The organism is Brevibacillus sp. NPDC003359 (assembly GCF_042878995.1).
Taxonomy (GTDB): domain Bacteria; phylum Bacillota; class Bacilli; order Brevibacillales; family Brevibacillaceae; genus Brevibacillus.
In genome coordinates this window covers 1-13,671 of the sequence record NZ_JBIAOR010000017.1, presented here as the reverse complement: position 1 = coordinate 13,671, position 13,671 = coordinate 1, and the positions used below count along the sequence as shown (strand labels likewise).

At 45.5% G+C, this 13,671-nt stretch carries 16 protein-coding genes; 6 read left to right on the top strand and 10 right to left on the bottom strand.

The window, feature by feature from the left end:
* Positions 1-13 precede the first annotated feature (13 nt).
* Together ACFYU8_RS26665 and ACFYU8_RS26660 are read right to left on the bottom strand one after the other, a co-directional pair.
* Positions 14-607, bottom strand: coding sequence for an antibiotic biosynthesis monooxygenase (locus tag ACFYU8_RS26665; RefSeq protein WP_390305693.1), 594 nt, complete (start codon positions 605-607; stop codon positions 14-16).
* Complete coding sequence (locus ACFYU8_RS26660) at positions 604-1,248, bottom strand: hydrolase (RefSeq protein WP_390305695.1); 645 nt, start codon at positions 1,246-1,248, stop codon at positions 604-606. Before ACFYU8_RS26660 ends, ACFYU8_RS26665 begins: the two co-directional genes overlap by 4 nt.
* 242 nt (positions 1,249-1,490) lie before the next feature.
* On the opposite strand from ACFYU8_RS26660, the gene ACFYU8_RS26655 reads away from it, so the two are divergent.
* From ACFYU8_RS26655 to ACFYU8_RS26645, 3 genes are all read left to right on the top strand, one after another.
* Positions 1,491-1,718 carry a hypothetical protein gene (locus ACFYU8_RS26655; protein ID WP_390305697.1) on the top strand — a complete coding sequence of 76 codons (228 nt, stop codon included), beginning with the start codon at positions 1,491-1,493 and terminating at the stop codon, positions 1,716-1,718.
* Positions 1,719-2,211: 493 nt separating this feature from the next.
* Positions 2,212-3,924 (top strand): methyl-accepting chemotaxis protein, encoded by a 1,713-nt coding sequence (locus ACFYU8_RS26650; protein WP_390305699.1) that lies wholly within the window; start codon positions 2,212-2,214, stop codon positions 3,922-3,924.
* A gap of 648 nt (positions 3,925-4,572) precedes the next feature.
* The gene (locus ACFYU8_RS26645) at positions 4,573-5,823 is read left to right on the top strand and encodes a GDSL-type esterase/lipase family protein (protein WP_390305701.1); all 1,251 of its coding nucleotides are present in this window, start codon (positions 4,573-4,575) and stop codon (positions 5,821-5,823) included.
* Between the two features lie 241 nt (positions 5,824-6,064).
* On the opposite strand, the gene ACFYU8_RS26640 is transcribed toward ACFYU8_RS26645, so the two are convergent.
* Positions 6,065-6,310, bottom strand: a complete 246-nt coding sequence (locus tag ACFYU8_RS26640; RefSeq protein ID WP_390305703.1) for a YolD-like family protein — start codon at positions 6,308-6,310, stop codon at positions 6,065-6,067.
* 160 nt (positions 6,311-6,470) lie between these two features.
* The gene (locus tag ACFYU8_RS26635) at positions 6,471-6,695 is read right to left on the bottom strand and encodes a hypothetical protein (RefSeq protein ID WP_390305705.1); all 225 of its coding nucleotides are present in this window, start codon (positions 6,693-6,695) and stop codon (positions 6,471-6,473) included.
* Positions 6,696-6,854: 159 nt separating this feature from the next.
* On the opposite strand from ACFYU8_RS26635, the gene ACFYU8_RS26630 reads away from it, so the two are divergent.
* Positions 6,855-7,751 carry a recombinase family protein gene (locus ACFYU8_RS26630; protein WP_390305707.1) on the top strand — a complete coding sequence of 299 codons (897 nt, stop codon included), beginning with the start codon at positions 6,855-6,857 and terminating at the stop codon, positions 7,749-7,751.
* A 27-nt stretch (positions 7,752-7,778) separates the two neighbouring features.
* Here ACFYU8_RS26630 and ACFYU8_RS26625 read toward each other — a convergent pair whose 3' ends face one another.
* The 4 genes from ACFYU8_RS26625 to ACFYU8_RS26610 all read right to left on the bottom strand — a co-directional run bounded on the left by ACFYU8_RS26625 (position 7,779) and on the right by ACFYU8_RS26610 (position 10,839).
* Positions 7,779-8,375, bottom strand: coding sequence for a sulfite oxidase-like oxidoreductase (locus ACFYU8_RS26625; RefSeq protein WP_390305709.1), 597 nt, complete (start codon positions 8,373-8,375; stop codon positions 7,779-7,781).
* 30 nt (positions 8,376-8,405) lie between these two features.
* Positions 8,406-8,837, bottom strand: coding sequence for a CoA-binding protein (locus ACFYU8_RS26620; protein ID WP_390305711.1), 432 nt, complete (start codon positions 8,835-8,837; stop codon positions 8,406-8,408).
* A 46-nt stretch (positions 8,838-8,883) separates the two neighbouring features.
* Positions 8,884-10,380: a leucyl aminopeptidase gene (locus tag ACFYU8_RS26615; protein WP_390305714.1), complete on the bottom strand. Its 1,497-nt coding sequence runs from the start codon at positions 10,378-10,380 to the stop codon at positions 8,884-8,886.
* An 84-nt stretch (positions 10,381-10,464) separates the two neighbouring features.
* A complete protein-coding gene (locus ACFYU8_RS26610; protein WP_390305716.1) occupies positions 10,465-10,839 on the bottom strand; it encodes a DUF309 domain-containing protein in 375 nt (124 codons plus the stop codon).
* Positions 10,840-10,992: 153 nt separating this feature from the next.
* Between ACFYU8_RS26610 and ACFYU8_RS26605 the strand changes: the two genes are divergently transcribed.
* On the top strand, positions 10,993-11,469 hold the full coding sequence (locus ACFYU8_RS26605; RefSeq protein WP_390305718.1) for a divergent PAP2 family protein: 477 nt from the start codon (positions 10,993-10,995) through the stop codon (positions 11,467-11,469).
* Positions 11,470-11,481: 12 nt separating this feature from the next.
* Complete coding sequence (locus ACFYU8_RS26600) at positions 11,482-12,249, top strand: cobalamin-binding protein (protein WP_390305720.1); 768 nt, start codon at positions 11,482-11,484, stop codon at positions 12,247-12,249.
* 98 nt (positions 12,250-12,347) lie between these two features.
* Here ACFYU8_RS26600 and ACFYU8_RS26595 read toward each other — a convergent pair whose 3' ends face one another.
* Positions 12,348-12,983 (bottom strand): 3D domain-containing protein, encoded by a 636-nt coding sequence (locus ACFYU8_RS26595; protein WP_390305722.1) that lies wholly within the window; start codon positions 12,981-12,983, stop codon positions 12,348-12,350.
* Positions 12,984-13,143: 160 nt separating this feature from the next.
* Positions 13,144-13,404, bottom strand: a complete 261-nt coding sequence (locus tag ACFYU8_RS26590) for a YuiB family protein (protein ID WP_390305724.1) — start codon at positions 13,402-13,404, stop codon at positions 13,144-13,146.
* Between the last annotated feature and the right edge of the window lie 267 nt (positions 13,405-13,671).

Below are 13,671 nucleotides of genomic sequence, written 5' to 3'. Positions count from 1 at the left end.
GTCCACACCTCGTCTACTTCCGATTATTCTGTAACCATGGATGAAATATTTTAGCGAGAATCGGCATTACTACCCATGAAAGTAAGGACACTATGCATACAGCAACCCAAAAAGCTGACATAATGGGATTCATATTTTTTATAATAGGTCCTAACACCATAGGAACCAAAATGCTAAGAGGCCATACACCAAGAACGGTAACAATAGACATTTTCCATGTTGGAGGTGGAGCTGGCGTTTCCGGAGTAACAAACCAATACGCCAAACTACTTTCAGTTTTGTAAGTTGGATTAGTAGCTTGAAATCGTTCTGCCTTTTTTAACAAATCTCGACGAATATCTGATTCTTGCCAAGCACGTAGATGCTCATACGTATCAAAGCGAAAAATAACACTATACTCTCTGGATCCGTTATTGGGAACTATTAGATTTACGCCCAAATGCCCGGGAAATTTAGTAGCGGCAGCTTCGATTTCATGTCTCCACGCTTCAAACTGTGTTTCTCTATCCTCTTGAATATTCCATGTAACAATCGTTGTTACTGGACCGCCAGCTTCCATCGTATTCCCTGTATGAGTTACTCCGTCAGTGACTCCTTCTTGTTTCATATTTTTCTGCTTGCAGGCGCTCCATGTACCATAGTATATGCGTATTCCACGCCCTGACCATAAGCGCCAGTGTGTTCTTTTACAATTTCCATAACAGCATCATAAGTGTCTTTGTGTGCCCAGTCACGTTGGTATTCAAGTAAAACTTGAATTGCTGTCACTGGAATTGCTCCAGCTTGTTCTACACGACGCATAGCTGCGTTATGTGCTGCCAAACTAGTACCACCTGAAGCATCTTCAACTGCATAAACTTCATAGCCAGCTTTAATTGCTTCAAGCACAGGGAATGCAAGGCAAACTTCAGTCCAAAGTGCTGCAAATATCAATTTCTTTCTTCCTGTTGCTTTAACTGCCTCAACAAATTTCGAATCTTCCCAAGAGTTCATTGAACTACGTTCTATAAGTTCATGTTCTGGGAATACATCAAGAATTTGTGGCCAAAAATAACCAGAAAAGCTGCGTGTTTCAACTGTAGTAAGAATAGTGGGTACGTTAAAAACTTTTGCTGATTTAGCAAGCAATATAACGTTATTAAACAAAGTTTGTCTGTCAATGCTTGCAACTCCAAAAGTCATTTGAGGCTGAAAATCGATCAAAATTACTGCACTGTTCTCTGGTGTTAACAATTCTAAATTACTCATAATAAAACACTCCTTTTTAATTTTGTTTCAAACTTAATAAGGAACAAAATAAATATATTTTTGAAAGCAATTATTTATACATTAGAAATCCAATAAATGTAATGAAGTGGAAAAGATGAACTTAAATGAGGAACAGATCGGTATTAAGTTGCAAATAAGGTTACCCCATACTTCTTCCACTCTATTACGAGAAAAATTTACGCCATTACCATCTAGAAATCGATCACAACGGGACAGTGCATGTGGGCATCGCCATTGAATTAGAAGATGATTCGTGGGATCTATACTACGAAGAAGGCTCATTAAGGGATCAGTTAAAGCAATCCGATGTATATCCTCACGTTGCTGGTTACGGATTTCTACTTGGGAAAATTGAATCATCAAAAATTGAACAAGCTCCAGACATTTTCAAAGAGATTGTACTTACCCGTCTCCCCAAAATAGGGACGGGTTATTTTTTTGCCAGCTAGAATAAAATCGACGAACACTGGTGAGCGAAGCATACCGCTCTTTGCCCAGTTTCGCATTTTGACGCGTGCTTTGATCTTCGGCTGAATGTAAACGAAATCGCGGTCTTCTCCAGTAGTGATTGATTTTGCGACACCATAAAACGCCTGCTTATGTGTGGGAGGAACATCAAGTTCAATTACACCTGCTGGCCTTCCGTTATAATGAGCAAGCCAGCCAAAATCCCCTTTTCTGTAGCCTGCGATCTGGACGTCTACATACGTATAATTGATGATCTTGGTGAAATCGACTGTACGCTTATCTGCATGGTATCGCCCGTCTTTCAGCTTGGAGACTACACCCGGTCAGCCGTTGCTTCTAGCCGTCGGTGTTATCGAAGGAAAGTTATATCAAGGTTTATTTTCCAGAACTCATTCTACGAAAAATGTTTAAAGTTTCAAAAATAGCGGAAAACAACAAGCATATCGTATTTTCATAAGAAAAAGGTGAGAGCAGATGTTCTTTCGAAATTTGAAGTTGTATTACAAAATCTTTACGCTTATTGTCCTAGCATTAATGATGTTGATGGCAGTCGGAGGGGTTGGGTACATTTCCACAAGAGAAATGGTCGAAAGCTCGGAAACGTTGTATAACGAAAACTTTTATGCTGTCGAGTCGATCAGCAAGATCCGCACCAATATGCAGACCAATGCCTCTTATTTTATGGAACTAATGGTTACCACAGACCAGAAAAGGAATAAAGAATTAAAAGACAATATTGAACAAGTGAAAAATGATAATGCAAAAGTAATAGCCGATCTGGACAACATCGCTTTCGATCAGAAGAAAAGCGAGCTGTTCAAGAAATTCAAGGGATTGTATGCCGATTACGTTACTGAACGAAATAAAACAATAGAACTTGCTACAACCAACAGGAACGCGGAAGCGTATCAGTATTACCTAACAAAAGTCCGCGCTGTGCAGCAAGAGACCTTCGATGTGATGAAGGAATTCTCGGACTACATGACCGATGATACAAGGAAGGTCAATGCAGAAAACAAGCAAAATGCCGAAACTGAAGCTACTTTCATGCTTGTTGCTGTCATCGTGTTTGTTATTCTACTAGCGGTAATCGGTGTTGTCATTAGCAATATGATTACAAAACCGGTAAAAAAAATACAGGAACTGATGAGCCGTGCCCAAGCTGGCGACCTAACTGTATTCGGAGAATATCAATCCAAGGACGAAATTGGGACACTTACCAAAGATTTTAATCAAATGATCGCTGGACTGCGTACCGTTGTCAGCAAAATTAACGACAATGCCCTTTCCTTGGCAGGGAGCTCGGAAGAGTTGGCAGCTAGCGCGGAACAAACAGCAGAAGCCACTACTGTCATTACAACGGCGATTCAGGAAGTAGCCAATGGCGCGGAGCAACAGCTTCACGGGTCAGAGGAGAGTGCGCGATCCATGGAGGAAATGGCAGTAGGCATCCAAAAAGTTGCTGAATCAGCCTATACGGTGTCTGTCTCCTCCACAGAGGCTTCGGAGGAAGCGATACAAGGGAATACTTCGATTCGAGAAGCTGTCGAGCAGATGGACTCAATCAAGGAGGCTGTAGATACCTCAACCAATGTCATAAAATTCTTGGGTGAACGCTCTGAAGAGATTGTCAAAATCGTAGATGTGATCACCGGCATCGCCTCGCAGACCAATTTATTGGCGTTAAACGCAGCCATTGAAGCTGCCAGAGCTGGTGAGCATGGAAGAGGTTTTGCTGTTGTGGCTGATGAAGTAAGAAAGCTTGCTGAACAATCGGAGGAATCAGCAAAACAGATTGCACACTTGGTTCACGAGATTCAAAACAATACGAACCATGCCGTAGGCACGATGAGTAAAGTAAACCAAAATGTTCAATCTGGGATCAGTGTCGTCCACGAGGCAGGTGAATCATTCCAGAAAATAGTAAACAAAATCCAGCACGTCACCGATCAAATTCAAGAGGTATCGGCTTTGGCAGAAGAAATGTCAGCCAGTTCCGAAGAGATCTCTGCTACTGTTTCTGAGTTTGAGCGGATTTCCAAAGAAACAGCTGGGAACTCACAGTTGGTTGCCGCTTCCTCTGAGGAGCAGTTGGCTACAATGGAGGAAATTTCAGCTTCAACCCAATCTCTAAATATACTGGCACAGGAGCTTCAGGAAATTACAGGTACATTTAAGGTAGCATAGCATAACGATATGAATGGAAGTCCTCGCATCTGCACAGATAGCGAGGATTTTTCGATGCTGATCTATTTTTGATCTCACTCGTTTTTTTAAGACAAATTGTCAAGCCACGTGCGAAAAAGCTTACATAATGGCAAGGTAGTGGCCTGTCCTGCGATCAGCGGTGGTGCAAATTAAGCTAACAAATCAAGAAGTCATCGATATCGCACGTACTATGAAAGAAAACTGGGGCATACCCTGTTTTCTGAAATAGTCATAGACTCATATGGTGAATCCGTAGGTGGACCAGGACGACGAGTAGCTTGTGAAATTAAATCCTTTAAAACAAATTAAGAGGCGGTGATTATCCGCCTCTTTTTATTCCAATTAATCCCAAGAAAACCTCTGCTCTTTCCAAGGATCACCGTACATATACTTGTGTAACCATTATGTGATTATAACCCGTCTCCTAAAATGGGAGCGGGTTGTTGATTAGGCAGCTAGAATAAACTCGACGAATACTGGTGAACGCAGCATACCTTAGAAAATAATCCTTCATAAATTTCGCGAAAGGTCAAACGAAGACGTTGCTTGTTACATTTTCACACGATATTGATCTCATCTGTACCTAATATTGACCTCGTCTGCACTCGATATTGATTTCTCTCTTCTATGATATGGGTATCTTGCAAGAAGGAGATATTGCGCATGAAAATGGTACAACGATGGGTAAGCATTTTACTGTCAGCGGCGATACTATCGACCCTCGTCGCTTGCGGCTCGGCCGACGACAAGCGGCAGACTCAGCTCGCTACGACACAGGCGCCTTCAGGCAGCGTCCAGGAATTGTTCGGCAGCAGCTTGTTCGTAGGCGACTCCATTATTGGAGGACTGACGAACGATGACCTGCTGCCTGAAGCGAACGTTATGGGGGGCTTGGGTGCAACAGTCCAAACTACACTGGACAACGTCGAAGAGATCGCGGGCCGCAAGCCTTCGCATGTGTTCCTTTCAATGGGGCAGAACGATCTCAGGGAACCGTCAGAAGAAGCGAAGAAGACATTCGTACAGAAATACACTAGGCTGGTCGATCGTCTAAGGGAACTCCTGCCGGCGGCCCGCGTCTACATGCTGTCGATTACGCCGGTAGATGCCGCATCACCGTTCGGTGCGTCCATGAACCCGCAGATTGAAGAATTCAACGCAGCCTTGCAGAAGATGGCGAAGGAGAAGGGAGTAGACTACATTGACCTTGCCCCCATTTTCCGGCAGCACAAGATTCAATACGATGAAGACGGCTCTCATTTCAAGAACGCATTCTATCCAATCCTGTTGGGCTATTTGAAGGAGCAAACGGATTTGGACAATCAGACGCGCGGTCCGGCGGTCGCCGATACGAACGAAGCCTACAAAGCAGCGTTCAGGCACAGTGTTTTCCTGGGAGATTCCATCCTGGGGGCGTTGTCCTATCTGAACAAAGTGGATACGGCGAATGTCATTGCCCCGAGCGGCGCGACGCTCTCTCTCGCCCTCATGAATGTCGAGAAACTCGCTAGCAGGGCACCGGAGCATGTATTCATTCTGCTGGGCAGCAATGACATGCGGTTGTCGGACAAGCAGGAATTCGTCGAGCGCTTTCGCCAGCTGATCGGTAGCATCCGGAACAAGCTACCAAAGGCCAAGATCCACATCCTGTCGATCCCGCCAGTCACCGAGGAAGCCCTGAAGCAAGAACCGCGGTATGCGAACATTCCGGACTTCAACCAAGCGCTTGAACAGTTGGCCGATGAAGTCAAAGTCGATTACGTGGACTTGTCACCCCTCTTCGGAGCCAACAAAATCCGTTACGCGGACAACGGTGTTCACTTCAAGCCGGATTTCTATCCGATGCTCCTGGATTACTTGAAGGGACTTGTAAAGTAGGGAAATGGCCGGTTAGTTGGCAAGCGTCAAACAGCCCCCACCTTTTAACCAGGATAGGGGCTGTGTGTGCTTGTCAATGTTTTTCGGATCTACAAACTGCAGTAGTCACTCGAATAAGTGCGGGATTTCATTATGACGAAAATAAATCTTGCTGAATCACCACTTTGCAGTCTTTAGCGTGTTGCTCGTTATGTACATCCAGCGTCAGCGTAAAAAAAACAAAGGCGATATGCGCTGGTAATTACTCGTAACTCACCTTCATAATGTCCAGAAAAGGTATCTTCCTAATTGCTCCGTTTTCCTCTACATGAACTAGCCTTGTTCGCGAGTCAAGTACCGTGATCCGCCCGCGCACTTTCTCAGGCATTCCCCAAACAATCAACGACCTTTCGTCACCATCATCTTTATCTTCAATGAGCTGAGTCCCTAATTCCTCTAACTCAAATTCATCTCTTGTAGGACGTTTTGGTGTAGCTGACTTTGCCATGGTATACCTCCTAGCCTTTAACATCAGTTATGTTATCGAGCGGAATCCATTGGACATCTTCGACCGTGAGCAGTTTTACTTTTCTTGTATTCTCATTGATCTCTGGTACTGCTCCCCACATAGTGAAAATTGTGCCTAGCTCGTTTTTCTTATGTCGCCACTATGTGATTGAAACTGCCTTTTCGTTTTGTTGGGCATCGAGTGACGAAATAAATTTGGTCAATTGGATCTCAGCGTAAAACTCCTGAAGTCTACTATCCAATTCATCACTCCTCTGCGTGTCGCCCGGTGAAGCAAGCACTCGTTGGTATAGTAGTTGATTGTCTGCTTGAGATAGAAATACATCCAGCAACTTCTGATTAGCTACATCTGTAAGTTTGATCACACAATGCCTCCTCACTATTAAGATCATACGTTCGTATTTCAGGTAAAAAAAATAGACGTGCCACATTCACACTGACACGTCCCTAACCACTCTATCCATTTTACTAAACAATCCAGTTTATTTGCTTAATAATCCTGTAGTGTAAACTTTTGTAATTAATTGTACAGCAGATTCTCCTTCGCGGGACAGCGTGAGATTAGTAGGATTTTTAATAAAGAAGGTCTCAGAACCGGAAATGGTGCGCTCTGGGCTGGATTTACCGTAAGATACATTCTTAACAATCCGGTTTATATAGGAAAAAAGAGATGGATGGATAACTTGATAGATGGTGATCATGAAGCACTTGTTTCAGAAGAAGATTTCGAGGCTGTTGGTATTCTTACTAAGAAACGGTTGATATACCGTGAGAAGACTAATGTTTGCTTTCCGTTTACTGGAATTTTAATATGCGCCCGATGCGGAAGCCCCCTCCAAGGTGGGGAGAGAAAGCAAAAGCTTAAAAATTACCGTTATTACAGATGTAGTGGTCGATTTGCTCAAGGAATATACGAAATACCCATAATCGCTGAAGACACTATCGAAAAGCTCATGCTTGAACAAATGGATTTCATTATAGATGGTTCATGGCAAAAAGAAATCGAAGTAGCCAACGATCATCATGTTACCTTTACGGTTCCTGATCACGTACAATTAGAGCGTGAATTGAGTGAAATACAAAAGCGGAAAAAGAAATCGCAGATGGCTTTTGCTAATGATGTAATTAGCCTAGATGACCTCAAACTCCGCATGCATGAAGAAAATGAACGTGAAGAGACTATCAGGGCACAACTCATGGCAGAATCGTCTATGGATAAAACGATACCTAAGTTGTCAAAACAAGGTGTCATGACATTTGCAAAGACCATAAAGAAAAACTGGCCACATCTTGAGCTTGAGCACAAGAAAGTAATTATGCAAACTGTATTCTCCAGAATAGTAGTAGATACATATGGTGAGGCTGTCGGTGGTCCTGGTCGAAGAGTAGCATGCAAAATCATTTCATTTGAAACAAATTAAGAGGCGGTTTCCCGCCTCTTTTCCCCATCAATCCCAAGCAAACCTTTGCTCTTTCCAGGGATCGCCATACATATTATATCCGTTCTTCTCCCAAAACCCTTGCTTGTCTTTCTCCATAAACTCAATCCCACGCACCCATTTGGCGCTTTTCCAGAAATAGAGATGCGGAATGACAAAGCGCAGCGGCCAGCCGTGCTCAGGGGTCAAATCTTCGCCGTTATGTTTCGTGGCGAACAGATTGCCGTTTTTCATGAAGTCGACAAGCGGAATGTTCACAGTCCATCCGTGCTCAGCGTGCAGCATGACGTATTTCGCTTCCGGCTTCAACTTCACCAGCTTCAGAACTTCCTCCACCGGAATGCCTTCCCATTCATTGTCCAGCTTGCTCCAGCCTGTCACGCAGTGAATATCGTTAGTCGTGCCGCCTTTTGGCAAAGCCATCATTTTTTCGTAAGTCAGCGTCACTTCTTCTTCGACGAGACCGAAAAGGCGAAAACTCCACTCCGTCGACAGATCTGTATATTCGGGAACCTCTCCATAGTGCAGGACAGGAAAGCCTGTCGTCTGTTTTTGATTGGGTGGAATGCGATCGCGCTTGGTATCTGCCGCTGGGTTGATAAACATGTTGTTTCCACTCCCTCGATTGTCAGTCTCTTATTTTCCAACCCGCAAAAGGGCGTGATCTACCTTGATGCACATGTCCTGCACAACCTCGATACCTTGATCTGCAACCAATTTAGCAGCTTCTTCGTTGGCAATGCCTTGCTGCATCCAGAACACTTTTGGCTTGTTCTGCATTTTCAATGCTTCCTCTGCAACAGGCATCATGTCTTCGCTGCGGCGGAATACATTGACGATGTCGACTTGCTGATCGATCTCAGATAGGCTGGCAAGCACTTTTTCACCCAAAACCGTTTCACCCGCGATAACAGGATTGACAGGGATGATCGTGTAGCCTGCATGCTGCATAGCCTCCGATACCATATAGCTGGTGCGGTCCGGCTTGTTGGACAGACCCACTACTGCGATTGTTTTTGCATCCTCCAGCAGTTGACGACGTGCTTCGTTGCTTGGATTTTGAGCCATGTGAAAACACTCCTTTTTTATTTGGAATGGTATGTTGAACTACCTCTTATTCACTACGGCTGGAAACAAACTCAACAATGGTGCGCGTCATCGCTCCGGTACCGCCAGCTGGTTGCATGTCGCCAGCACTTGCTGTGTATGCCGTACCCGCGATGTCCAGATGTACCCACGGTGTATCGCCAACGAATTCTTGCAGGAAAACACCGCCGATGATGCCGTGGCCATAGCGTCCGCCAGAGTTTTTCAAGTCGGCAAAACGGCTCTTGTTCAGGCTGCGGTACTCATCGAAGGTAGGGAGCTGCCACAAACGCTCTCCCGCCACGTCTGATGCTGTCATCAGCTCATCCAACAGTGCTTTGTCATTGGTCATGGCGCCAGAGCAGAAATGACCGAGCGCAACCACGATACCACCTGTCAACGTAGCGGCATCCACCAGGCAAGACACTCCTTGCTCTTTTGCATAGGTGATGCAATCAGCCAGTACGAGGCGACCTTCTGCGTCTGTCGTAATAATCTCCACCGTTTTACCGCTCATAGTCGTGATGACATCGCCTGGACGGAAAGCCGTTCCGGATGGCATGTTTTCCACAGTACCGACGACAGCCAGTACGTTTACTTTTGGTTTAATCTGCCCCAGTGCCTCCAATGCGCCGATCATCGTAGCCGCTCCACCCATGTCCGACTTCATGTCTTCCATGCCTGCTACCGGCTTGATGGAGATACCACCTGTATCAAACGTCACGCCTTTACCGATCAAGCCGATGACATCATCCCACGTGTCTCTTCCTTGATATTTAACTGCCACGACGTAAGGCTCGAGCTCGCTACCTTTCGCTACAGAGAGCACTCCGCCCATCCCCAGCTCTTCCAGCTTCGCTTTTTCCATTACTTCCACAGTCATGCCATAGCGCTCAGCTACCGCAACCATTGCATCCTTCAAAGCGCGTGGAGTCAAGTAGTTGGCTGGTTCATTGACGAGTGTGCGAGCCAAATTCGTACCGGATACGAGCGCCGAACCACGCACAACACCTGCCTGTACCAATGAGGCATCGCCATCTGCTGATAAAATCCGCACCGTCGCAACTGGGTCTGACTCACGCTTTGCCTTTTGGCGGTAGCCTTCGTAATTGTATTCGGCAAGTCCAAAGGCTTCCGTCACTGCCTGCGCCAGACGGTCAGCACTCAAATGCTCGGTTGTTGGCAAATCAATAACTACTGTTTTGCCATTGCCTTTTCCCACAACCGTTTTGGCTGCACGTCCCCATGCATTTCGGGCTGCGACGAAATCAAATTTGCCTGGATCGCCCATACCGACGATCATCAGTTTTTTCGCTGCAACGCTGTTCATTCCGTGGACAACCGTAACTTCCTTTGCCTCACCCGTAACTTCCTTGTCCTGCTGCAAGCCACTCAGACTGCCTCCAAAAGCTTCGTCCAATTCTGGGTATACTTGCGAAATCTCCTCACCCTTCCATAGCGGGACAATCAGTTCATCACACGCAATATTCACGAGCTGTAAGCGGTTTTCTACTGCTACTTTCATATACTCTTCCCTCTTTCTCTGTGGTAGGATACAATATGGGCACATTTACTACGTGATCAAAAGACGCCTTTTGATCTCCCTTGTTTAGAACGATGTGTCGATATATAAGCGCAAAGGTGGAAACGTCATGGCTTTTGCCTCTGTGTAAGAAATGACATCCTTTTCCGGCAATAATTTCTCGCATTCATCTATGTACCGAAGAACTCTTGTTACGTCCAGTCCCCAATGAACGGGCTGGTAACGGGTCAAATACTTTCGTGCATTGCCTAACATCCAGCGAGCACCTTTTATATTGCCGTATTCTTGGTGATACAGTCCGACTGACAATTGCAGCAATCCTTGCAAAAACTTGTCTGACTTATCTTCCATCCAGATGTCTTCCAACAGATCATGGCATTCGTAGTATTCTCCATCATTGAATTTTTCAATGAACTGTAAATACTGTTCGGGATACCCCATGGATGCATGCCTCCGTTTCGAACCTTCCGTCTTCATGGTAACACAGATTGGCAGTGACTTTACATCCAAACAAAAACTTCACGGATTAAGACAACGCCCTTCTGTTACAATAATCCTAGAGATAAGCGCACAGTAGAAAGGAATGGATTTTCCGTGGCGAATTTTTTTGAAAACTTCCCCTTATGGGCAGCACTCCTAGCCATAGGGATCGCCCAATTTATCAAAATTCCCCTCCATTTTTTTGCAACAAAAACGTGGCAATGGTCACTGCTCATGAGTACAGGCGGTATGCCCAGCTCCCACTCTTCTGCCGTGACGGCGCTATCCACAGCCGTGGGACTACGTGAGGGCTTCGGCAGTAACATGTTCGCTATTTCCGCTATTCTCGGTGTGATCGTGATGTTTGATGCCGCAGGTGTCCGCCGCCATGCCGGTATGCAAGCCGTTGTCTTAAATAAGCTGGTCGATGAATTCAATCACCTGTTAGAAGGAATGAGGTCATTAAAAGTACGCCCGAACCAGGAAAAAGCGAAAAAATTGAAAGAACTGCTCGGTCATCAACCCATCGAGGTGTTGATCGGCGGTTGGTTAGGCGTCATGATTGCGTTATTGCTCCATCCGTTTTTTTAAAGGAGGGCTCCCATGCGCATTGTTTCCATCTGTCCCAGCAATACCGAAATCCTGTATTATTTAGGCTTGCATGAGCATGTCGTTGGTTTGGATGATCACTCTGACTGGCCACCAGAGTGGCAGCATCTCCCCCGGGTTGGACCCGATTTGACAATCGATATGGACCTGGTCGCTGCTCTCCAACCGGATCTGGTTGTATCGTCACTCTCTGTTCCTGGCATGGAGAAAAATATAGAAGCTCTGCGCGATAGAGACATTCCTCATATCGTCCTGAACCCTTCCCGGATCGGGGAAATCGCTCATGATATCCGACTCGTCGGTGAGGCGACAGGAACACAGAGGCAAGCCAAGCAGCTTGCGGTCCAATTTGACGAAACCATCGAAAGCATTCGGCAAAAAGCCGCGAAATACGCTCAACGCCCGAAGCTGTACTGGGAATGGTGGCCGAATCCCATCTACACACCTGGTCAGGAAAATTGGTTGACCGATGTAAGTGAAATTGCGGGAGCCACCAATATTTTTGCAGATTATCCTGTCGCGAACGTCAAGGCTACCCGGGAAATGGTCATGGAACGCGATCCCGATCATATTTGCGTCGTCTGGTGCGGAGTTGAACTGAAGCGAATCAAGCCTGACATGATCACAAACCGCCCAGAGTGGATGAACATGACCGCGATTCGAAACAATCAGGTCCACTTGTTGGAAGAAGGCCTATATTGCCGCCCTTCTCCTCGCATTTTGGAAGGACTGGAGAAGCTGGTTGATTTGATTCATACATAATGACACAAAAAACGTTCAAAGCATGTGCTTTGAACGTTTTTTCTTTTCTTCTTTCATGCCACCGCTGTGGCATCTATTTGTTTTTGTTTGGTTAGTTGCTATTCAGTTTGTTGTTGCCCGCTGACGGGTTCCGCCATGGCTGCGATTCCTTTTTCATTCAAGCTATTCAGAAAAGCTTCCGTTACTTTGCCTTCGCCTTTTTTTACGATATACACGTCCACCGATTTTTTCCCCCATTGCGAGAATACGTCTTGCTTGGTCTCGAAATACAGGTCAATCTTATGGCCGCGAATCGCTCCACCCTTGTCAGCTACGACGCCATATCCATAACCGGGGATGTACAAAATGGTCCCCAGCGGGAAGACTCGCAGATCAGCTGCAATCGTGGAATAGTCGTCTCTACGTACTTTTACACCTGAATATGTAATGCCATAGGACGGGTGAGATGGATTTTTGCCCGTCGACTCGTATCCAGCATAGTAGCCTGTTGCTACTACACGTACTTTTGGATATTGATCGTGAAATACATCCATTTTATCAATCACTTGAGTAAGAGAACTGGCAGATACCGTCCGTTTTTTGACGACACGCTGCCCCTCTTTCGTTTCCTTGATTCCAAAGGTGGATGAGACACCGTGGTCTCCCACAACATTATAGCTGTATCCATCGCTTGCGAAGGCCGTCAAGACCAGGATGAACAGCGCGACGATACTTACGAACTGCTTCCCATTCATTTCTTGGTAAACCTCCTCTCGTTTCTAGTCATGTCCCGACGAGGAGGAAAGTATACACAAATTTTGGTTGATTACGGAAATATTCAGTCAGTTGCACGCATTTCCAATCAAATTGAAAAAGAAAAACAGGCCCAAAACAAAGGCCTGCTTGCACTTTTTGTTAAAACATCCGATATCCTTTTTTGCGAAGCGTTTGAATGGTCAAGCCACTCGCCACTGTACCTGCCATGCCGCAGCCCAGAATGAGCGAATCCCAAATTCCTGGAACGATTTGTTGATAGACAAGCGCCCCCACAACTACGCCAACGCCGATCACAACTGGAAACCATGTCGTTTTCAAAATCATGTTTAAAATAAACCCAATGCCAAATCCTAGCACGGAGAACAGAACAATGGATACCATAAATTGCATCAAATTCATCGACGAAAAAGACCTCCTGCCACCTTCTCCACCTTTTGCCACTTCTTTTCGCAAATATAGGAAAGACGGGCTATTTTCGGTATTAAGTGTAGCAAAAAAGCAAGGGTGCGGTCAATATGAGAAGCCTATCGTATGTGTTACATGCGAGACAGAAAAAACCGCCGATGCATTCGCTTGAAGTGACCCCATAAAGTTAGACATGTCATTTAATTAGGCGGCTGCTTGGGCATGAGTGCGGTATTGTACCGGGCTCATGCCTTTTAATTT

Coding starts and splice junctions, on each gene's coding strand:
- ACFYU8_RS26665 (WP_390305693.1), bottom strand. CDS start 607: ATGAAACAAGAAGGAGTCACTGACGGAGTAACTCATACAGGGAATACG.
- ACFYU8_RS26660 (WP_390305695.1), bottom strand. CDS start 1,248: ATGAGTAATTTAGAATTGTTAACACCAGAGAACAGTGCAGTAATTTTG.
- ACFYU8_RS26650 (WP_390305699.1), top strand. CDS start 2,212: ATGTTCTTTCGAAATTTGAAGTTGTATTACAAAATCTTTACGCTTATT.
- ACFYU8_RS26645 (WP_390305701.1), top strand. CDS start 4,573: ATGATATGGGTATCTTGCAAGAAGGAGATATTGCGCATGAAAATGGTA.
- ACFYU8_RS26640 (WP_390305703.1), bottom strand. CDS start 6,310: ATGGCAAAGTCAGCTACACCAAAACGTCCTACAAGAGATGAATTTGAG.
- ACFYU8_RS26625 (WP_390305709.1), bottom strand. CDS start 8,375: ATGTTTATCAACCCAGCGGCAGATACCAAGCGCGATCGCATTCCACCC.
- ACFYU8_RS26620 (WP_390305711.1), bottom strand. CDS start 8,837: ATGGCTCAAAATCCAAGCAACGAAGCACGTCGTCAACTGCTGGAGGAT.
- ACFYU8_RS26615 (WP_390305714.1), bottom strand. CDS start 10,380: ATGAAAGTAGCAGTAGAAAACCGCTTACAGCTCGTGAATATTGCGTGT.
- ACFYU8_RS26610 (WP_390305716.1), bottom strand. CDS start 10,839: ATGGGGTATCCCGAACAGTATTTACAGTTCATTGAAAAATTCAATGAT.
- ACFYU8_RS26600 (WP_390305720.1), top strand. CDS start 11,482: ATGCGCATTGTTTCCATCTGTCCCAGCAATACCGAAATCCTGTATTAT.
- ACFYU8_RS26595 (WP_390305722.1), bottom strand. CDS start 12,983: ATGAATGGGAAGCAGTTCGTAAGTATCGTCGCGCTGTTCATCCTGGTC.
- ACFYU8_RS26590 (WP_390305724.1), bottom strand. CDS start 13,404: ATGAATTTGATGCAATTTATGGTATCCATTGTTCTGTTCTCCGTGCTA.